Raw genomic sequence first — 20699 nt, 5'->3', positions numbered from 1 at the left:
TTTGCAATGAGACCCCGTACAAATGAACAACGCTCTGAACCAGCTCCAGCCCTACCCGTTCGAGAAACTCCGCGCCCTGCTCGGTACCGTCACGCCGAACCCGGACAAGCGCCCGATCGCCCTGTCGATCGGTGAGCCGAAACACCGCTCCCCAAGCTTTGTCGCCGAGGCGCTGGCAAACAGTCTGGATCAGATGGCGGTATACCCGACCACCCTTGGCATTCCCGCCCTGCGCGAAGCCATCGCTGGCTGGTGCGAGCGCCGCTTTGGCGTACCGAGCGGCTGGATCGACCCGGCCCGTAACGTGCTGCCGGTCAACGGCACACGCGAAGCGTTATTCGCGTTCACCCAGACCGTGGTCAACCGTGGGGACGATGCGCTGGTGGTCAGCCCGAACCCGTTCTATCAGATCTACGAAGGCGCCGCGTTCCTCGCGGGGGCCAAGCCGCATTACCTGCCGTGCCTGGATGAAAACGGCTTCAACCCTGATTTCGATGCAGTTTCGCCAGATATCTGGAAGCGCTGCCAGATCCTGTTTCTGTGCTCGCCGGGTAACCCGACCGGCGCGCTGATCCCGGTCGACACCCTGAAAAAGCTCATCGCCCTGGCCGACGAATACGACTTCGTCATTGCCGCCGACGAGTGCTACAGCGAGTTGTACTTCGACGAACAGACCCCGCCGCCGGGTCTGCTCACTGCCTGCGTTGAACTGGGCCGCAAAGACTTCAAACGCTGCGTGGTTTTCCACAGTCTGTCCAAGCGCTCCAACCTGCCGGGATTGCGTTCGGGTTTCGTTGCCGGTGATGCAGACATTCTCAAGGGCTTCCTGCTGTATCGCACCTACCACGGTTGCGCGATGCCGGTACAAACCCAGTTGGCCAGCGTCGCCGCGTGGAACGACGAAGTACACGTGCGTGCCAACCGCGCGCTGTATCGCGAGAAGTTCGATGCAGTGCTGGAAATCCTCAGCCCGGTGATGGACGTGCAGCGCCCCGACGGCAGCTTCTACTTGTGGCCGAATGTTGAAGGCGACGACGCAGCTTTCTGCCGCGACCTGTTCGCCGAAGAACACGTCACCGTGGTGCCGGGCTCGTACTTGTCCCGCGACGTAGATGGCGTCAATCCGGGTGCTGGTCGCGTGCGGATGGCGTTGGTCGCCCCCTTGGCCGAATGCGTAGAAGCCGCAGAACGAATTCGCGCGTTCGTTACCCGGAAGTAATACTCACACATACCGTGCCAGGCAATCTGGCACGGTAATCAGACAATAAAGAAACGCCAACTTACAACACCACACTTTACCTTCCGTTGCCAAGAAAATAACTTGATCAGCGCAAAAACAACAACTAAATAAAAACCAGTTGCCTGACCAGCAAACTTAAAACCCAAACAACTAAAATCCATGCCCGGACACGGGACAACTACATACATCAAAAGGAATTGAACATGCTCAACTCGAAACCCTGCCTGAAACTTGAAATAACTGATCCAGTTGCCAGTTTCCGAGCAGCCATCAATGAAAACCCCAAGAATACTTCACACGCCTCCAACTCCGGCCTGTCTCCGCGCGCAACTGCAATCCTGGCAAAGTGCTGGAAGCCTGATCGCCACCTGACCATTTCATTCATGGACCAGCCTCCCGCCGCGCTGAAAGAGGCGATAAAAAGACATATTTGGGAGTGGGCTGACTATGTCAGCCTTACCTTTAGTTTCATCGACAGTAAAGATGGAATAATCAGGATAAAAACCGATACTGCTGATAATGCCTCTCAAATCGGTACCGACGCACTTACCATAGACGCAAACAAACCGACCATGTTCATCGCCGCGCGGCCCGGAGACTTGGATTTTCGCACAGTTGTATTGCACGAGTTCGGCCATGCCCTGGGCTTACATCATGAACACTTACACCCCGACGCAAACATCCCCTGGGACAAACCCAAAGTCTATAAAGAATACGCAGAGAAATGGGGCATGAATAAAAAAAGCGTGGACCTGAACATCTTTACGCCGATTACCGAGCAAGTCGCCGTCACCGACTACGATACAACTTCCATCATGCATTACCCGGTCGAAAAGGAACTCACCGATGGAAAATTCGAAGTGGCGATGAATACAGAAATCAGCAGCAAAGACAAAAAAATCGTCGCGTATTACTACCCAATCAATATCCCCGACGGCGGCTCCTGCGAGACCCCATGAAACGACCGTCAGGAACAGTCGTTCACGACTACTTGACCTGCCCCAGATTGGCTTCGCTCAGGTCCAACTCGCCAAGCACCTCTCTGAGTACGTCATCGCCGATCTGGTGATGGCGGCTGAGGCTGTAGAGTTCCAGACGCTGTGCACGTAGTGCCTTCAGGCGCAAACGGCGTTCCAGCAGATCCATCTGGAACGCCAGCGCCTGGGCTTCGGCGGAATCGTTGAACACGTCGAGTTGATGGCGATACTCGGACATGATCCGTGCTTTCAGTTCCGCTGCCAGTGCCGCTTGTGCGGCGTCTTGCGGTGCGAGTTCTTCGGTCTCCAACGAATGAATCGCGGCCTCGGCAGTTTTGCGCCAGGCATCGCGCACTTCCTGACGGCGCTTTTCGTCGGGGCTCTTCTGAATGCCTCGCAGGAGCAATGGCAACGCGATACACGCCGAAATCAGCGACAGCAGAATCACCCCGGCGGCGATAAAAATCAGCAGATCCCGTTCGGGAAACGCTTCGCTTCCCATCAGCATCGGCACTGACATCACACCCGCCAGCGTCACCGCACCGCGCACACCGCCCACCGTCAGCAGCCAGCAGGATCGCGCGGTGGGCACCTGGGTCAGATCACCCTTGCCGCGCAAACGTCGCAGGAGCACTGACAAACGCCAGATACTTTGTACCCAGACAAATCGCAGCACCACCAGCGCTAGAAAAATTGCCACCACGTCGAGGCAGCGATACAGCAGCGTCGGCCAGAGTGTCGGCTCATGACTGACAACGGCCTTGATGATGTCCGGCAATTGCAGACCCAGCAGCAGGAAGATCAGACCATTGAAGGCGAACTCCAGCAATGCCCAGACACTGCGATTGAGCAGGCGAGTGCTGGTCTGACGCGGCAGCAGATCGAGCCAGCTCTGCATCATCCCCGCCGCCACGGCAGACAGAATGCCCGAAGCCCCCAATCGTTCGGCCAGCACATACGCGGCGAACGGTAGCAGCAACATAAACACCACATGGGTAGCCGGATCGTCCCAGCCGCGGGCAATCATCCAGGCGCGCAGGCGACCCACCAGCCAGCTCAACGCCACCCCGACGGCCAACCCTCCAACCGCCACCAGCACAAACGTCAGGCTCGCATTAGCCAGCGAGAACACCCCGGTCACCGCTGCGACCAAGGCGAACTTGAACGTCACCAGACCCGAAGCGTCGTTCATCAGCGCTTCACCTTGCAGCATGTGCATCAGCGGCGTGGGCAAGCGGTTTTGCGAAATGGCCGAGACCGCTACGGCGTCCGTTGGCGACAACACCGCCGCCAATGCGAAAGCCACGGGCAGCGGAATCGTTGGCAGTAACCAGTGAATGAAATACCCGGCGCCCACCACGGTAAACAGCACCAGCCCGACTGCCAGTGTCAGAATCGGCCCACGCAGGTGCCAGAGCTCACGCTTGGGCATGCGCCATCCGTCGGAGAACAACAGCGGTGGCAGGAACAGAAACAGGAAAAGCTCCGGGTCCAGCGCCACGTGCAGACCAAGTGTTGGCCAGGCCAACAGGGCGCCGGCGGCGATTTGTACCAGAGGAAGCGGCAGCGGAATTACCCGTCCGACCAGACGCGAGATGCTGACCAGCATCAGCAGGATCAGGACGGTGTAAGCAGTTTGCATAAAGCGAAAATCTCAGACGATCGACAGCGTTGAACTGCCATATTAGCCGCTTAGGCTGTGCCTGGCCTTTGCACCTATGTCGCAGCCCTCTGAAACTCGGCTCCCACAGGTTTTGCGTATTAGCTGAAGGGTCATGGCATAATCCGACACCATTTTTTTCCAGCACCTGTAAAGGGGGCGATTCCTTGACCGATTCAAGTAAAACGTTGCACCTTTTCGGCATCAAAGCCTGCGACACCATGAAGAAGGCGCGCACCTGGCTCGATGAACACGCTGTCAGCTACGACTTCCATGATTACAAGACTGCCGGCATCGACCGTGAGCACCTGACTCAATGGTGTGACGAGCACGGCTGGCAAACGGTGTTGAACCGTGCAGGCACGACCTTTCGCAAACTCGACGACGAACGTAAAGCCGATCTCGACCAGTCGAAAGCCATCGAACTGATGCTCGCTCAACCCTCGATGATCAAGCGCCCGGTGCTCGATCTCGGTGACCGAACCCTGATTGGCTTTAAGCCAGACATCTACGCGGCCGCGATCAAATAAGCAGCCCGTCACTTTTTTGTAGAGGTATTCACATGTCCAATTCCCTGTTCAGCATCGCTTTCGGTGTCGGCACCCAGAACCGCCAAGGCGCGTGGCTGGAAGTGTTCTACGCACAGCCACTGCTCAATCCTTCGGCCGAACTGGTCGCTGCCGTTGCACCGATCCTCGGTTACACCGAAGGCAACCAGGCCATCACTTTCACCACCGCACAGGCTGCGCAACTGGCTGAAGCCGTCAAAGGTATCGACGCCGTTCAAGGCAAGCTGCTGACCCGTCTGGCCGAGAGCCACAAGCCGCTGGTTGCCACGCTGCTGGCTGAAGATGTGCAGCTGACCTCGACACCTGAGGCCTACCTCAAGCTGCACCTGCTGTCCCATCGTTTGGTCAAGCCGCACGGCCTGAGCCTTGCCGGTATCTTCCCGCTGCTGCCGAACGTAGCGTGGACCAGCCAGGGCGCAATCGACCTGAGCGAACTGGCCGAACTGCAACTGGAAGCCCGTCTGCGCGGCGAGCTGCTGGAAGTGTTCTCGGTGGACAAGTTCCCGAAAATGACCGACTACGTGGTACCGGCCGGCGTGCGTATCGCTGATGCTGCGCGTCTGCGTCTGGGCGCCTACGTGGGCGAAGGCACCACCGTGATGCACGAAGGTTTCATCAACTTCAACGCCGGCACCGAAGGCCCGGGCATGATCGAAGGCCGCGTCTCCGCAGGCGTCTTCGTCGGCAAGGGTTCGGACCTGGGCGGCGGTTGCTCGACCATGGGCACCCTGTCGGGCGGCGGCAACATCGTGATCAAGGTTGGCGAAGGCTGCCTGATCGGCGCCAACGCCGGTATCGGCATCCCGTTGGGCGACCGCAACACTGTCGAGTCGGGTCTGTACGTGACCGCCGGTACCAAAGTAGCGCTGCTGGACGAGAACAATAATCTGGTCAAAGTCGTGAAGGCGCGTGAACTGGCCGGTCAGACCGACCTGCTGTTCCGTCGCAATTCGGAAACCGGTGCCGTGGAGTGCAAAACCCACAAATCGGCGATCGAACTCAACGAAGCGCTGCACGCTCACAACTAAGTGCTGTAAGCACCTGGGGGAGCGAGCCTGCTCGCTCCCACAAGGTTTGGCGTAATTCCGCCCCTCTTCACCAGGGCTATGAACCGTGATGATTCCCTCCCCCTGGCGTGCCGATTTCCCGGCCATCGCCGCCCTGCAACGGCAAGACCAGACCTATCTGGACAACGCCGCCACCACGCAAAAACCTCAGGCCTTGCTCGACGCGCTGGCGCATTACTACGCCAACGGCGCGGCCAATGTGCATCGCGCGCAGCATCTTCCCGGTGCCCACGCGACACAGGCGTTCGAAGACAGTCGGCTCAAGGTGGCCCAGTGGCTGAATGCCGGTGACAGCGGGCAAATCATCTTTACCCACGGCGCCACCAGTGCGCTGAATCTCCTGGCGTATGGCCTGGAGCACCTCTTCCATCCGGGCGATGAAATTGTCATCAGCGCCCTGGAGCATCACGCCAACCTGCTGCCGTGGCAGCAACTGGCACAACGTCGCGATCTGAAACTGGTGATCCTGCCGCTGGATGACGATGGCGTAATCGACCTCGCTGCCGCCGTGCACCTGATCGGCCCACGCACCCGCTTGCTGGCGGTCAGTCAGTTGTCCAACGTGCTGGGTGCGTGGCAACCGTTGCCGGCGCTGCTGGGCATGGCCAAGGCGCAGAACGCGCTGACTGTGGTCGACGGCGCCCAAGGTGTGGTGCACGGTCGACATGACGTGCAGGCGCTTGGTTGTGACTTTTATGTGTTTTCCAGCCACAAGCTGTACGGCCCCGATGGCCTCGGTGTTCTGTTCGGGCGCAATAAAGCGCTGGAACAGCTGAAGCCGTGGCAGTTCGGCGGTGAAATGGTGCTGGAAGCCAACTACCACGATTCGCGCTTCCGCCCTGCCCCGCTGGGTTTTGAAGCCGGCACGCCGCCGATTGCCAGCGTGATCGGCCTCGGTGCGACCCTCGATTATCTTGCCGGGCTGGATCAGGAAGCCGTGTCCGCTCATGAAGCGGCGCTGCACGACTATCTGCTGCGCGGCCTCGCTGCCCGCAATGGCATTCGTCTACTGGGCAAGCCGCAACTGGCCCTGGCCAGTTTTGTCGTCGAGGGCGTACACAACGCCGATCTCGCGCATCTGCTGACCGAGCAAGGCATTGCCGTGCGCGCCGGGCACCACTGCGCCATGCCGTTGCTGAAAAGCTTCGAGCTGGCCGGGGCGATTCGAGTGTCGCTGGCGTTGTACAACGATTCCGAGGATCTGGAGCGTTTTTTCGAAGCGCTGGATCAGGCGCTGGAGTTGTTGCGATGAGCCTGCCGAATGATGCCGCCGAGGCGCTGCAAACCTTTCAGAGCGCTGCCGGCTGGGAACAGCGGGCGCGATTGCTGATGCAGTTCGGTGACCGTCTGCCGCCGCTGAGCGACGCGGATAAATGCGATGCCAACCGGGTGCATGGCTGTGAAAGCCAAGTGTGGTTGCTGGGCGAGTTGCAGGACGGCCACTGGCAATTCAGCGCCAGCAGTGATGCGCGGATGATTCGCGGGTTGGTGGCATTGCTGTTGTTGCGGGTCAACGGGTTGTCGGCGACTGAATTGCAGCAGGTGGATTTGCCGGACTGGTTCAGCCAGCTAGGGCTTTCGCGGCAGTTGTCGCCGTCGCGCAGCAATGGCCTCAATGCGGTGCTCCAGCGGATGAATGAGTTGGCGAGTTAATCGCCATCGCTGGCAAGCCAGCTCGCACAAGGTTCTATGGTGTTCACAAATGCAGTGAACCTACCAAATACCTGTGGGCGCTGGCTTGCCAGCGATGAGGCCATCAGCCCCGGCATCAAACCTGAGGTTTGACTCGATCCGCCGGCCGCCGAACACCCGCCACAATCTTATCCACAGCCTTGGTCGCCGCGACCATGCCGAACGTCGCCGTCACCATCATCACCGCGCCAAACCCGCCCGCGCAGTCCAGTTTCACGCCATCACCGACAAAACTCTTCTGCAAACAGATGCTGCCATCCGGTTTCGGGTAGCGAAGTTGTTCCGTGGAAAACACACACGGCACGCTGTAGTGACGGGTCACGGTGCGCGAGAAACCGTAGTCACGACGCAGCGTGGATCGCACTTTCGAAGCCAACGGGTCGTTGAACGTGCGGTTCAGATCGCAGACCTGAATCAGCGTCGGATCAATCTGCCCGCCCGCACCGCCAGTCGTGATGATCTGGATCTTGCGGCGTTTGCACCAGGCGATCAGCGCAGCCTTGGCGTTGACGGCGTCGATGCAGTCAATCACGCAGTCGATGTTCGGCGTGATGTATTCGGCCATGGTGTCGCGAGTGACGAAATCCGCCACCGCATGGACGGTGCAGTCCGGGTTGATCCCGCGCAGTCGCTCGGCCATCACCTCGACCTTCGGTTTGCCGACGGTGCTGTCCAGCGCATGCAACTGGCGGTTGGCGTTGCTCACGCAAACGTCATCCAGATCGAACAGGGATATTTCGCCGACGCCGCAACGGGCGATGGCTTCCGCCGCCCAGGAGCCGACGCCACCGACGCCGACGATCGCCACATGGGCCGCGCGCAAGCGCTCCATGCCTTCGATGCCATACAAACGGGCGATGCCTGCAAACCGCGGATCTTCTGTACTCATGACCATTACCCCAAAAACCGGCGCGCATTATAGGGCTACGCAGCGACAAGTTTTAACCTTCGATCTACAAGTGTAAGAACTTAAGTCAAAGCGGATTGCCCAATGTCAGGCAATTCCCTGTCTGTTGTACGACTTGCGAACTACCGGTGTAGGATGCGCGCCCCATTGGCGTATAGCCTACCGATCCTCCGTTCCACAGCCTTTGGAACCCGAAACAGCTATGTCATCGCGTAAATTTGGTCTCAACCTGGTGGTGGTTCTGGCAATCGCCGCCCTGTTCACCGGCTTCTGGGCGCTGATCAATCGCCCGGTCTCCGCGCCCAACTGGCCGGAGCAGATCTCCGGTTTCTCCTACTCGCCGTTCCAGCAGGGCCAATTCCCGCAGAAGGATCAGTACCCTTCCGACGAAGAAATGCGCCGTGACCTGGAGATCATGAGCAAGCTGACGGACAACATCCGCATCTACTCGGTCGATGGCTCGCTGCAAGACATCCCGAAACTGGCGGAAGAATTTGGTTTGCGCGTGACCTTGGGGATCTGGATCAGCCCCGATCAGGAGCGCAACGAGCGGGAAATCACTCGCGCCATCGAACTGGCGAACACCTCGCGCAGCGTGGTTCGCGTGGTAGTCGGCAACGAAGCGATCTTCCGTAAGGAAATCACTGCCGAGCAACTGAGCGTGCTGCTTGATCGCGTACGCGCAGCCGTCAAAGTACCGGTGACCACCTCCGAGCAATGGCACGTCTGGGAAGAACACCCGGAGCTGGCCAAGCACGTCGATCTGATTGCCGCTCACGTTCTGCCGTACTGGGAATTCATCCCGGTCGACAAGGCCGGCCAGTTCGTTTTCGACCGCGCCCGCGACCTGAAAAAGATGTTCCCGAAAAAACCGCTGCTGCTGTCCGAGGTGGGCTGGCCGAGCAACGGCCGAATGCGCGGCGGCGCCGATGCGTCGCCGGCGGATCAGGCGATCTACCTGCGAACTTTGGTCAACAAGCTCAACCGCCAGGGCTTCAACTACTTCGTGATCGAAGCGTTCGACCAGCCGTGGAAAGCCAGTGACGAAGGTTCGGTTGGCGCGTATTGGGGCGTGTTCAACGCCGCGCGTCAGCAGAAATTCAACTTCGAAGGCCCGGTGGTGGCGATCCCGCAATGGCGTGTGCTGGCGGTTGGCTCGGTGGTACTGGCGCTGTTGTCGCTGACCTTGCTGATGATCGACGGTTCGGCCCTGCGCCAGCGTGGCCGGATCTTCCTGACCTTTATCGCCTTCCTTTGCGGGTCGGTGCTGGTATGGATCGGTTACGACTACAGCCTGCAATACAGCACGTGGTTCAGCCTGACAGTGGGCTTCCTCCTGGCGCTCGGGGCGCTCGGGGTATTTATCGTGTTGCTCACCGAGGCCCATGAACTGGCCGAAGCGGTGTGGATTCACAAACGCCGACGGGAATTCCTGCCCGTGGAAGGCGACTCCAGCTACCGGCCAAAAGTGTCGATCCACGTGCCTTGCTACAACGAGCCGCCGGAAATGGTCAAACAGACCCTCGACGCCCTGGCCGCCCTCGATTACCCGGACTACGAAGTCCTGATCATCGACAACAACACCAAGGACCCGGCGGTGTGGGAACCGGTGCGCGACTACTGCGAAACCCTCGGCCCGCGCTTCAAGTTCTTCCACGTCGCGCCATTGGCAGGTTTCAAGGGCGGCGCGTTGAATTATCTGCTTCCGCACACTGCCAAGGATGCCGAAGTGATCGCGGTGATCGACTCCGATTACTGCGTGCATCCGAACTGGCTCAAGCACATGGTGCCGCACTTCGCCGACCCGAAAATTGCCGTGGTGCAGTCGCCGCAGGATTACCGCGACCAGAACGAAAGCACCTTCAAGAAGCTCTGTTACGCCGAGTACAAAGGCTTCTTCCATATCGGCATGGTCACCCGTAACGACCGCGACGCGATCATCCAGCACGGCACCATGACCATGACCCGTCGTTCGGTGCTCGAAGAATTGGGCTGGGCCGACTGGTGCATCTGTGAAGACGCTGAACTGGGTCTGCGCGTGTTCGAAAAAGGCCTGTCGGCGGCGTATTACCACGACAGTTACGGCAAGGGTCTGATGCCGGATACGTTCATCGACTTCAAGAAGCAGCGTTTCCGCTGGGCTTACGGCGCAATCCAGATCATCAAGCGTCACACCGGCAGCCTGCTGCGCGGCAAGGACACCGAACTGACCCGTGGCCAGCGTTACCACTTCCTCGCGGGCTGGTTGCCGTGGGTGGCGGACGGCATGAACATCTTCTTCACCGTCGGCGCACTGTTGTGGTCGGCGGCTATGATCATCGTGCCGCAACGGGTCGATCCGCCACTGTTGATCTTCGCGATCCCGCCATTGGCACTGTTCGTGTTCAAGGTCGGCAAGATCATCTTCCTGTATCGCCGCGCGGTGGGCGTGAACCTGAAAGATGCATTCTGCGCGGCACTGGCGGGTCTGGCGTTGTCTCACACCATCGCCAAAGCGGTGTTGTACGGCTTCTTCACCAGCAGCATTCCGTTCTTCCGCACGCCGAAAAACGCCGACAACCATGGCTTCTGGGTGGCGATTTCCGAAGCGCGGGAAGAGCTGTTCATCATGCTGCTGTTGTGGGGCGCGGCGCTGGGGATCTACCTGGTGCAGGGTATTCCAAGCAACGACATGCGCTTCTGGGTGGTCATGTTGCTGGTGCAATCGTTGCCGTACCTGGCGGCATTGATCATGGCGTTCCTGTCGTCGCTGCCAAAACCTTCGGCGGCACCTGAGCCAGCACCGGCCGTCTAAATCCTCATCGATGCACTAAACGGCGGCCAATGGTCGCCGTTTTGCTTTAAGATAACCGCCATTTTACGCGCCTTGCCCCCAGATTCCGGAGTTCTCCATGACGGCCCACGCCGACCTTTCGCCGACCCTCCAACTCGCCATCGACCTGATCCGCCGTCCGTCCGTGACGCCGGTCGACGCCGATTGCCAGAAGCAGATGATGCAGCGCCTAGGTGATGCCGGTTTCACCCTGGAGCCGATGCGCATCGAGGATGTGGATAACTTCTGGGCCATCCATGGCAACAACGACGGCCCGGTGCTGTGCTTCGCCGGTCACACCGACGTAGTGCCGACCGGCCCGGTGACTGCATGGCAGATCGACCCGTTCAACGCCATCATCGATGAACACGGCATGCTCTGCGGCCGTGGCGCGGCAGACATGAAAGGCAGCCTGGCGTCGATGACTGTCGCCGCCGAGCGCTTCGTCGCCGACTACCCGAACCACAAAGGCAAAGTCGCGTTTCTGATCACCAGCGACGAAGAAGGCCCGGCGCACCACGGCACCAAGGCAGTGGTTGAACGTCTGGTCGCGCGTAACGAGCGTCTGGACTGGTGCATCGTCGGCGAACCGTCGAGCACCACGCTGGTGGGTGACGTGGTCAAAAACGGCCGTCGCGGCTCGCTTGGTGCCAAGCTAACCATCAAGGGTATTCAGGGCCACGTGGCCTACCCGCATCTGGCGAAGAACCCGATCCACCTGGCAGCTCCGGCGCTGGCCGAATTGGCCGCCGAGCACTGGGATCACGGCAACGACTTCTTCCCGCCGACCAGTTTCCAGATTTCCAACGTCAACTCCGGCACCGGCGCGACCAACGTGATTCCGGGCGACCTGGTGGCCGTGTTCAACTTCCGTTTCTCCACCGAATCCACCGTTGAAGGCCTGCAGAAACGCGTTGCCGACATCCTCGACAAACATGACCTGGACTGGCACATCGACTGGGCGCTGTCCGGCCTGCCATTCCTCACCGAGCCGGGCGCACTGCTTGACGCGGTGTCGGCGAGCATCAAGGACATCACCGGCCGCGAGACCAAGGCGTCTACCAGCGGTGGCACTTCCGATGGCCGCTTCATCGCGACCATGGGCACTCAGGTGGTTGAACTGGGCCCGGTCAATGCGACCATTCACCAGGTCAACGAGCGCGTACTGGCGGCCGATCTCGACGTATTGACCGAGATCTACTACCAGACTCTGATCAAGTTGCTTGCCTGATGCTTGCGTGCCCGATCTGCAGTGAGCCGCTGAATGCGGTGGATAACGGCGTGGTCTGCCCCGCCGGGCATCGTTTCGACCGTGCGCGTCAGGGTTACTTGAATCTGTTGCCGGTGCAGCACAAGAACAGCCGCGATCCTGGCGACAATCAGGCAATGGTCGAGGCCCGCCGCGACTTCCTGAACGCTGGGCATTACGCGCCGGTGGCCAAGCGTCTGGCGGAGCTGGCAGCGAGTTACGCGCCGGCGCGCTGGGTCGATATCGGCTGTGGCGAGGGTTACTACACCGCGCAGATCGCCGAGGCCCTGCCGGATGCCGATGGCTACGCGCTGGACATCTCCCGTGAAGCGGTCAAACGCGCCTGCAAACGCAATCCGCAACTGACCTGGTTGATCGCCAGCATGGCCCGCGTGCCGTTGGCGTCGGGCAGTTGCCAGTTCCTGGCCAGTGTTTTCAGTCCATTGGATTGGGAAGAAGCCAAGCGTCTGCTCAGCGTAGGCGGCGGGCTGATGAAAGTCGGCCCGACCAGTGGCCATCTGATGGAGTTGCGCGAACGTCTATACGACGAAGTCCGTGAGTACACCGACGACAAGCATCTGGCCCTGGTGCCGGAAGGCATGGCGCTGGCGCACAGTGAGACGCTTGAGTTCAAACTGACGCTGGACAAGCCCGAGGATCGCGCCAACCTGCTGGCGATGACGCCCCACGGCTGGCGTGCCAGCGCCGAGCGTCGCGCGGCGGTGATCGAACAGGCCGAGCCGTTCGAGACCACCGTGTCGATGCGCTACGATTATTTCGTTCTTCAATAACTTTTGGTCTCGGGCAAATGCCCGGGGCCGGCTAAATCCGCGAATGGATTTTTCAGACCCGCAGTGAGGACATCCATGCGCCAACCGGATATCGAGATTTACCTGAAAGACGCCGACGTCGACCACAAGGCCATTTCGGCCTGGCTGGGCGAAGCGCTGGGCCCGTGCAGCGACTGGGTGCAGAAAGGCCAAACCTACAAGTGCATGGCAGGCAAAGTCCCGGTGACCTGGCTGCCGAAAGCCGTGGGCAAGTGGAACAGCCTGTACCTGGAAAGCGATGCGACCCCATGGGATGACGACATCGCCTGCGCCCGGGCCGCGTTTGCTGCGCTGAACGTCGAAGTGCGTTGTGCGCCGGGGACGTGGGTCGAGGAAGAAGGCGAGGAAACGGCGGATCGCTGGATGCGCATCAGCGCCGATGGTGAAGAAGAGATCACCTGGAAGACCGCCTGATTTCAATCCCCTCGAACGGACAGAGCCCTGAAAACTCTGATTTACAGGGGTCTTGTTCCGCGACGGCAGGCCTGAAAAAAAGCCGCATACTGTCATAACTGACAGAGTGATTATTCGTACAGTAATGCTTTCAGGGCATTCTCACTCAAAAAAGACCGCAGCCTCGGGCAGTGCCTACAGGGTGATGTATACACTTGTAGGAGCTGCCGCAGGCTGAGATCTTTTGATCCTGAAGTTCATAGCTCTGAACCTCGAATCATTGCTCCTCTCCTCAGTTCCAACTACCCACGACCTGATCACCCTTGTTGAATTCGAACCGGGCTGACTCTGCAGTCGTTCTGGGCAATGTCACTTTGATGATCGGCACTGCCTTGCTGGAATACTTGTAAAAGTCCTGCTGGTTGAATCGGGCATCCGCCAAACCGTTACTCGTATAAAAGAACGCCTTGATCGGAATGGTCGTATGGATGTTCTGTGGCCATGTCGCCAGACGGATTTCATTCCACGAGTTGAAAGACTCGGCCCCCATTAAATTCATGGCCAGTATTCCCTGATAAAACGTATTGGCTGCAAGCGTTCCCTGACTGGATCGGACATTGAACCCACACTGACGCTGGTATTTCCATCCTGCGGGCCCCTGGTTGTAATGGTTGAGCCATCCTGCAGCAGTGGTAATTCCCTGCTGTTCGCATGAGCGACTGACCGTTGGATAGTTACGGGATACGCCACAGCCCTGATCAGCCCTTATGTCACTGCCTCCGTCTATGGGAAAAATGCATAGAACCTGAACTTCCACGCTCCCCGCCGGGCGTTGCTGAGATGGAAAAAAAATGAAACCACTGGTGTTTGGATAGCTGGCGGGAAATCCTTTGAAGCGCGCATCTTTACGCAAGTAAAAAAATGAAACGCCACCGTTCTGCTGCGAAAGCGGACTGGGGTTCCAGGCGCGATAGCCGGTGCCATTGATCGTCGCCCGCAATATGACACCTGAACACAACGCCGCAGGTAGAGAAGCACTGCCGCAATTTGGCCGCGTATCGGCGTACTGTGCATTAAGATCATTGGCAACGCGCTGCCCATCGCCTTCCGGCACCGTACCGATTACCCGCACGGGCAGCGATGACGATGTAATCAGACTGCCCGCTCCACCCACCTTGTAGGTGTAAGTGAGGTTGACCGTACGCCCCTTGTTTTCGCTGATCCAGGCTTTGGGCAACTTGAAGGTCAGCGTGCCCACGGTGGACACGGTCTGAATTGGCGCATCACGCAACGCCACACCGGTCAGGCGCACACCGACGGTGTCCTTCGCTGCCAGGCTCGGATAACTGACCTGTACGTTGGCTTCGGTACCGAGCGTATCGGCATTCAACTCGCCCGTCGGGGCTTCGACCACCTTGAACACACTCTGGCCCTGCGCGCTGACCACGCGGATGCTCAGTGGGGACGAGGTAATCATATTTCCGACACCACCCACCTTGTAGGTGTAAGTCAGGTTGACCGTACGCCCCTTGTTTTCGCTGATCCAGGCTTTGGGCAACTTGAAGGTCAACGTGCCCACGGTGGACACGGTCTGAATTGGCGCATCACGCAACGCCACACCGGTCAGGCGCACACCGACGGTGTCCTTCGCTGCCAGGCTCGGATAACTGACCTGTACGTTGGCTTCGGTACCGAGCGTATCGGCATTCAACTCGCCCGTCGGGGCTTCGACCACCTTGAACACACTCTGGCCCTGCGCGCTGACCACGCGGATGCTCAGTGGGGACGAGGTAATCAGATTTCCGACACCGCCGACCTTGTAGGTGTAAGTCAGGTTGACCGTACGCCCCTTGTTTTCGCTGATCCAGGCTTTGGGCAACTTGAAGGTCAGCGTGCCCACGGTGGACACGGTCTGGATTGGCGCATCACGCAACGCCACACCGGTCAGGCGCACACCGACGGTGTCCCTAGGCGCCTGACTCGGATAATTCACCTGAACAGTGGCCTCTGTGCCGAGGGTATCAACATTCAACTCGCCTCCCGGCGCGTCGACCACTTTGAATATCGCTGGCTGCGCCGCCGAAATACCTGGTTCTTGTTGTGGCAATGCCAGGCCTGTCATTACGCGAGCGAGCGGTTCCGGAGAAGCATTTTCGGAGGTCGTCTGACCTGAGCACCCGAAAAGCCCCAAGACCAGCAAAATCGAAATACCCTTCCACATGACCGCTTTCCTCTCGCGTAGGTAGAGCCCTGAAAATACGGGCTCCAGGGCACGTTTTCGCGAAAGTAGCCGTGAGAACAAAAGCTGTCTACTGTCAGATCTGACAGGGTGTTTATTCATACAGCGCAGCGTTGGATGAAATTTCACACCCAAAAAAAGATCGCAGCCTGCGGCAGCTTTTGTAGTAGCTGCAGAAGGCTGCGATCTTTTGATCCTGGATTTACAGGCCTACAACATCTTCCGCCTGCAAACCCTTCTCGCCAGTTATCAGGGCGTACTCGACCTGCTGGCCTTCGGTCAGCGACCGATGCCCTTCGCCGCGAATCGCGCGGTAGTGCACGAACACGTCCACCCCGTCTTCACGCTGAATGAAGCCGTAGCCCTTGGCGTCGTTGAACCACTTCACGTTGCCGGTTTCACGTGTTGCCATCTGTTCATACTCCTTTTTTATTATTGAACAGGCTTTTCGCAGGAAAGCCTTTGAGGAACGTCAGCCTGCGTCCGACGTCCATAAAAGGGCCCCGGCGACAGAGCGCCGAGTATATGACAGGCACGAAAACTCTCAACCGGAGTTTACTTCGCCGCTTTTTTGCCGATTTTCGATGAATCCGTCACACTAGCGCCCACCCGAGCAAACGCTCGGTTTTATCAACTCACGCAGAAGCCGTATGACCCGCTCCCCGTTTCGCCGTCTTGTGTTTGGCACCTTGCGCCGACTGTTGTACCTCTGGGTTCGCTCGGAGACGATCAACCAGTCGTCGTTCACCCTCAACCTCGACCGCAGTCGTCCGGTGTTCTACGTCCTGCAAAACCCATCGCTGACCGATCTGGCCGTGCTCGATACCGAGTGCACCAAGGCCGGTCTGCCGCGTCCGGTTTTGCCGGTATCGGTGGGTTCGTTGATTGAGCCTGCCGCGTTCTTCTATCTGACACCGGACCCGGACTGGCTCGGCCGTCAGGACAAGCGCGGTGCCCCGCCAACCCTGACCCGTTTGGTCAGCGCCCTCACGCAAAACGCCGCCGAAGACGCGCAGATCATTCCAGTCAGTGTGTTCTGGGGTCAGTCACCGGACAGCGAAAACAGTCCGTGGAAGCTGCTGTTCGCCGACAGCTGGGCGGTCACCGGGCGTCTGCGCCGGCTGCTGAGCATCATGATTCTCGGGCGCAAGACTCGTGTGCAGTTCTCCGCACCGATCCACCTGCGCGAGTTGATCGAACACAACAAGGGCCACGAGCGCACCGTGCGCATGGCCCAGCGGATCCTGCGCGTACACTTTCGCAACCTCAAGGCAGCGGTGATCGGCCCGGACATTTCCCACCGCCGCAACCTGGTCAAAGGCCTGCTCAACCAGCCACTGGTCAAGCAAGCGATCCTCGACGAAGCCGAGCGCGAAAACATCTCCCCGGAAAAAGCCAAGGCCCAGGCTCTGCGCTACGGCAACGAGATCGCCTCGGACTACACCTACACCGCGATCCGCTTCCTAGAGGTGGTGTTGAGCTGGTTCTGGAACAAGATCTACGACGGCATCAAGGTCAACCACATCGAAGGTGTGCAAAAGGTCGCCCAGGGTCACGAAGTGATCTACGTGCCGTGCCACCGCAGCCACATCGACTACCTGCTGCTCTCGTACTTGCTGTTCCGCAACGGCCTGACCCCGCCGCACATCGCCGCCGGGATCAACCTCAACATGCCGGTGATCGGCAGCCTGCTGCGCCGTGGCGGTGCGTTCTTCATGCGCCGCACGTTCAAAGGCAATCCGCTGTACACCTCGGTGTTCAACGAATACCTGCACACCCTGTTCACCAAAGGTTTCCCGGTCGAATACTTCGTCGAGGGCGGCCGCTCGCGTACCGGGCGCATGCTGCAACCGAAAACCGGGATGCTCGCAATCACGATGCGCAGCTTCCTGCGTTCGTCGCGCATGCCTATCGTGTTCGTGCCGGTGTACATCGGTTACGAGCGCGTGCTGGAGGGCCGTACCTACCTCGGCGAACTGCGTGGCGCCAGCAAGAAGAAAGAGTCGATCTTCGACATTTTCAAAGTCATCGGTGCGCTGAAGCAGCGCTTCGGGCAGGTCGCCGTCAACTTCGGCGAGCCGATCAAACTGGCGGAATTCCTCGACGCCGAGCAACCGGACTGGCGCCAGCAGGAACTCGGCCCGCAGTACAAACCGGCGTGGCTCAACGAAACCACCAATCGCCTCGGCGAGAAAGTCGCGCAGCATCTGAACGAAGCGGCGGCGATCAACCCGGTCAATCTGGTGGCGCTGGCGCTGCTGTCGACCACTCGCCTGGCGCTGGACGATCGCGCCATGGCGCGGGTGCTGGACCTGTATCTGGCGCTGCTGCGCAAGGTGCCGTACTCGCCACACACGACATTGCCGGAAGGCGATGGCCGCGCGCTGATCGAGCATGTGAAGGACATGGATCTACTGGCCGAGCAGAACGACGCACTGGGCAAGATTCTCTATCTGGACGAGCAAAATGCCGTCCTGATGACTTACTACCGCAACAACGTGCTGCACATCTTCGCCCTGCCGGCGCTGCTGGCGAGTTTCTTCCAGAGCACCTCGCGCATGAGCCGCGACCAAATCCTGCGCTACACCCGCGCGTTGTACCCGTACTTGCAGTCGGAGCTGTTCATCCGCTGGAGCCTGGACGAACTCGATGCCGTGGTCGATCAGTGGCTGGAAGCATTTGTCGAACAGGGCCTGCTGCGTTTCGAAAAAGAGGTGTACCTGCGCCCGGCACCGAGTTCGCGGCATTTCGTGTTGCTGACCCTGCTGTCGAAGAGCATTGCGCAGACCCTGCAACGCTTCTACATGACCGTGTCGCTGCTGCTCAACGCCGGCCAGAACGCCGTCAGCGCCGAAGAACTGGAAGACCTCTGCACCGTCATGGCCCAGCGCCTGTCGATCCTGCATGGCCTCAACGCCCCGGAGTTTTTCGACAAGAGCCTGTTCCGCCACTTCATTCAGACCCTGCTCGACCTCGACGTGCTGCGCCGCGACGAAGCCGGCAAGCTGAGCTACCACGAACTGCTCGGCGAACTGGCCGAAGGCGCGGCGAAACGTGTGTTGCCGGCGGAGATTCGTTTGTCGATCCGTCAGGTGGCGCTGCACCGCAGTGAAGATGCGGCCGATCAGGTCGCCACACCGCCCGAAGCTTGATGAACAACCTGTGGGAGTGAGCCTGCTCACTCCCACATTGAAAGGAGATTTCCCATGAAAAAACTGACCATTCTCGCTGCCGCGACGCTGCTCAGCGCCTGCCAATCGACCACACCCGCCGGCAAGGTCGGCCTCGACGGCGAAGTGTTCTACCTGCAACGCATTGCCCTGCCACCGAGCGCCACCTTGAGCGTGAGCCTGCAAGACGTTTCACTGGCCGACGCGCCAGCCGTCGTACTCGACCAACAGAAAGGCCCGGTCAAAGGCCAGGTGCCGCTGCCCTTCCACTTGAGCTACGATCCGGCCCAGGTCAAACCCGGCCACCGCTACTCGGTCAGCGCACGCATCGAAGTCAACGGTGAGTTGATGTTCATCACCACCGAAAACCACGCCGTGCAACTCGACGGCAACGACCCGCAGCCGCTGAAGATCCGCGTCGACGCCGCTCGTTAACTCATTTTCTGGAACAAGGAAGCTGCCATGCTCCGCCCTACCCTTCGCTTCGCCGGCCTGTGCGCGGGCCTGATGATCTCCGCCAGCGCCATGGCACTGTCGCTCAGCGACCTGTCGCAACAGGACGCCACCGGCGGCCTCAAGGATGCCCTGACCCAAGGCGCGCAAATCGCCGTCAAACAACTCGGCACGCCTGGCGGTTTCAGCAATAACCCGGAGGTAAAAATCGAACTGCCGGGCAAACTCGGCAAAGCCGCCAGCAAGATGAAAGCCTTCGGCATGGGCGCCCAGGTCGAAGAACTGGAAACCGCCATGAACAAGGCTGCGGAAAGCGCCGTGACCCAGGCTCAGCCGATCCTCGTTGACGCCGTGAAGAAAATGAGCGTGGCCGACGCCAAAGGCATCCTCAGCGGCGGAAACGACTCGGCCACCCAATACCTGGACAAATCCAGCCGCGAACAGATCCGCGCCAAGTTCCTGCCGATCGTCAAGCAAGCCACCGACAAGGTCGGCGTAGCGCAAAAGTACAACGCCTTCGCCGGCCAGGCCGCGACCTTCGGCGTAGTAGACGCGAAGAGCGCGAACGTCGAGAACTACGTCACCGAGCAAGCGCTCAATGGCCTGTTCGAAATGATCGGCAAACAGGAAGAAACCATCCGCCAGAACCCGGCCGCTGCGGCGACGAGTCTGGCGAAGAAGGTGTTCGGGACCTTGTAATGTTCTGAACAACAAAAAGCCCGCTGAACTCCATACGTTCAGCGGGCTTTTTTGTAGGCGTCAGGTTTGCGGATCGACTTGATCGAGGACGCGGTTCACCGACAGTTCTGCGAGGGAAATCATCTGCTGAATACCCAGAAGATGATTACACGTCGGGCCACTCAGGGTGAACGCCAGCTCCGTGGCCATGATGTTGGCTGAGGCCAGCGTTTCACAGGCGTTAGCAAGTAATGTTTCGGAGTCGACTTCGGGGAGGACGGTGAAGATTGTGCTGGGATGATTGAAGAGTTTGGGCGGGTTTGGCGTGGGTTTGAACATGGCGAAATCTCCTGAAGTAGTGGAGCCGCCACTGTTCGCTGCGAAACGAATGTTAGGTGGCAGCTGTACGCAGGTTCGCAGACCGGGACTTCAGGCACCCGGCATACCCGAAGGTATCCCGCGCACAGCCGCCATGACACAGACATAAAAAAGCGCCCGTTTTCGGATGGTGGACGCTGTGCGTCTGAAGTTTAACCGGGCTGCGAAACCCGGTCGCTGATTTTTGCAGCGACAGCCTTAGGCTAGAGATCGCACGTCCGACGGACAATCTGAAAAACATGTGGGAAGGTTCTGAATTTTCGTCACACCGTCAAACAACTTAGCTTTTCAGATCGTCATTGCCAGCAGGCTGGCTCCCACATTTGGATCGAGTATCTCCAGTTCAGGGCTTGGTCGGCTGTCAGGCCGCCATCGCGAGCAGGCT

At 59.4% G+C, this 20699-nt stretch carries 18 protein-coding genes; 13 read left to right on the top strand and 5 right to left on the bottom strand.

The features are described 5' to 3' along the window. Nucleotides 1–22 precede the first annotated feature (22 nt). Nucleotides 23–1219 carry a succinyldiaminopimelate transaminase gene (gene dapC / locus ACA074_RS05675; protein WP_489880862.1) on the top strand — a complete coding sequence of 399 codons (1197 nt, stop codon included), beginning with the start codon at nucleotides 23–25 and terminating at the stop codon, nucleotides 1217–1219. Between the two features lie 224 nt (nucleotides 1220–1443). Next, nucleotides 1444–2199 (top strand): M12 family metallopeptidase, encoded by a 756-nt coding sequence (locus tag ACA074_RS05670; RefSeq protein ID WP_497678588.1) that lies wholly within the window; start codon nucleotides 1444–1446, stop codon nucleotides 2197–2199. Between the two features lie 28 nt (nucleotides 2200–2227). On the opposite strand, the gene ACA074_RS05665 is transcribed toward ACA074_RS05670, so the two are convergent. Beyond that, a complete protein-coding gene (locus tag ACA074_RS05665; protein ID WP_497678587.1) occupies nucleotides 2228–3859 on the bottom strand; it encodes a Na+/H+ antiporter in 1632 nt (543 codons plus the stop codon). Between the two features lie 185 nt (nucleotides 3860–4044). On the opposite strand from ACA074_RS05665, the gene ACA074_RS05660 reads away from it, so the two are divergent. From ACA074_RS05660 to ACA074_RS05645, 4 genes are all read left to right on the top strand, one after another. Then, entirely contained in the window at nucleotides 4045–4407 is a 363-nt protein-coding gene (locus ACA074_RS05660; RefSeq protein ID WP_401270657.1) for an ArsC family reductase, read from the top strand. A 32-nt stretch (nucleotides 4408–4439) separates the two neighbouring features. Beyond that, complete coding sequence (gene dapD / locus ACA074_RS05655) at nucleotides 4440–5474, top strand: 2,3,4,5-tetrahydropyridine-2,6-dicarboxylate N-succinyltransferase (RefSeq protein ID WP_497678586.1); 1035 nt, start codon at nucleotides 4440–4442, stop codon at nucleotides 5472–5474. 85 nt (nucleotides 5475–5559) lie between these two features. Then, entirely contained in the window at nucleotides 5560–6765 is a 1206-nt protein-coding gene (locus ACA074_RS05650) for an aminotransferase class V-fold PLP-dependent enzyme (RefSeq protein WP_401270655.1), read from the top strand. Further along, the gene (locus ACA074_RS05645; protein WP_497678585.1) at nucleotides 6762–7166 is read left to right on the top strand and encodes a SufE family protein; all 405 of its coding nucleotides are present in this window, start codon (nucleotides 6762–6764) and stop codon (nucleotides 7164–7166) included. The genes ACA074_RS05650 and ACA074_RS05645 overlap by 4 nt, the downstream gene beginning before the upstream one ends. Before the next feature lie 115 nt (nucleotides 7167–7281). Here the strand turns inward: ACA074_RS05645 and tcdA are convergent, their stop codons facing one another. Beyond that, on the bottom strand, nucleotides 7282–8100 hold the full coding sequence (gene tcdA, locus ACA074_RS05640) for a tRNA cyclic N6-threonylcarbamoyladenosine(37) synthase TcdA (RefSeq protein WP_187680857.1): 819 nt from the start codon (nucleotides 8098–8100) through the stop codon (nucleotides 7282–7284). Nucleotides 8101–8314: 214 nt separating this feature from the next. On the opposite strand from tcdA, the gene ACA074_RS05635 reads away from it, so the two are divergent. From ACA074_RS05635 to ACA074_RS05620, 4 genes are all read left to right on the top strand, one after another. Further along, nucleotides 8315–10906, top strand: a complete 2592-nt coding sequence (locus ACA074_RS05635) for a glycosyltransferase (RefSeq protein ID WP_497678584.1) — start codon at nucleotides 8315–8317, stop codon at nucleotides 10904–10906. A gap of 97 nt (nucleotides 10907–11003) precedes the next feature. Continuing rightward, on the top strand, nucleotides 11004–12155 hold the full coding sequence (dapE, locus tag ACA074_RS05630; RefSeq protein ID WP_187680859.1) for a succinyl-diaminopimelate desuccinylase: 1152 nt from the start codon (nucleotides 11004–11006) through the stop codon (nucleotides 12153–12155). Beyond that, entirely contained in the window at nucleotides 12155–12964 is an 810-nt protein-coding gene (locus ACA074_RS05625; RefSeq protein WP_100847319.1) for a putative RNA methyltransferase, read from the top strand. Before dapE ends, ACA074_RS05625 begins: the two co-directional genes overlap by 1 nt. A 75-nt stretch (nucleotides 12965–13039) precedes the next feature. After that, nucleotides 13040–13417: a hypothetical protein gene (locus ACA074_RS05620; protein WP_497616654.1), complete on the top strand. Its 378-nt coding sequence runs from the start codon at nucleotides 13040–13042 to the stop codon at nucleotides 13415–13417. A gap of 271 nt (nucleotides 13418–13688) precedes the next feature. Here the strand turns inward: ACA074_RS05620 and ACA074_RS05615 are convergent, their stop codons facing one another. Both ACA074_RS05615 and ACA074_RS05610 read right to left on the bottom strand, forming a co-directional pair. Further along, the gene (locus ACA074_RS05615; RefSeq protein ID WP_497678583.1) at nucleotides 13689–15737 is read right to left on the bottom strand and encodes a hypothetical protein; all 2049 of its coding nucleotides are present in this window, start codon (nucleotides 15735–15737) and stop codon (nucleotides 13689–13691) included. Between the two features lie 100 nt (nucleotides 15738–15837). Then, the gene (locus tag ACA074_RS05610) at nucleotides 15838–16047 is read right to left on the bottom strand and encodes a cold-shock protein (protein ID WP_277760767.1); all 210 of its coding nucleotides are present in this window, start codon (nucleotides 16045–16047) and stop codon (nucleotides 15838–15840) included. Between the two features lie 238 nt (nucleotides 16048–16285). Here ACA074_RS05610 and plsB point away from each other — a divergent pair, with 238 nt between their 5' ends. Genes plsB through ACA074_RS05595 form a run of 3 tightly spaced genes read left to right on the top strand, consistent with a single transcriptional unit; the run spans nucleotide 16286 to nucleotide 19957 of the window. After that, nucleotides 16286–18787: a glycerol-3-phosphate 1-O-acyltransferase PlsB gene (gene plsB / locus ACA074_RS05605; RefSeq protein WP_497678582.1), complete on the top strand. Its 2502-nt coding sequence runs from the start codon at nucleotides 16286–16288 to the stop codon at nucleotides 18785–18787. A 54-nt stretch (nucleotides 18788–18841) separates the two neighbouring features. Continuing rightward, nucleotides 18842–19240 (top strand): YbaY family lipoprotein, encoded by a 399-nt coding sequence (locus tag ACA074_RS05600; RefSeq protein WP_497678581.1) that lies wholly within the window; start codon nucleotides 18842–18844, stop codon nucleotides 19238–19240. Between the two features lie 27 nt (nucleotides 19241–19267). Then, nucleotides 19268–19957: a DUF4197 domain-containing protein gene (locus ACA074_RS05595; RefSeq protein ID WP_401270635.1), complete on the top strand. Its 690-nt coding sequence runs from the start codon at nucleotides 19268–19270 to the stop codon at nucleotides 19955–19957. Nucleotides 19958–20017: 60 nt separating this feature from the next. Here the strand turns inward: ACA074_RS05595 and ACA074_RS05590 are convergent, their stop codons facing one another. After that, complete coding sequence (locus ACA074_RS05590; RefSeq protein WP_497678580.1) at nucleotides 20018–20275, bottom strand: DUF6124 family protein; 258 nt, start codon at nucleotides 20273–20275, stop codon at nucleotides 20018–20020. Nucleotides 20276–20699 lie beyond the last annotated feature (424 nt).

The sequence above is a fragment of the Pseudomonas sp. LBUM1655 genome (genome assembly GCF_059716085.1).
Note: the sequence above shows the minus strand (reverse complement) of the source record. Positions and strands in the feature narration are given on the sequence as shown.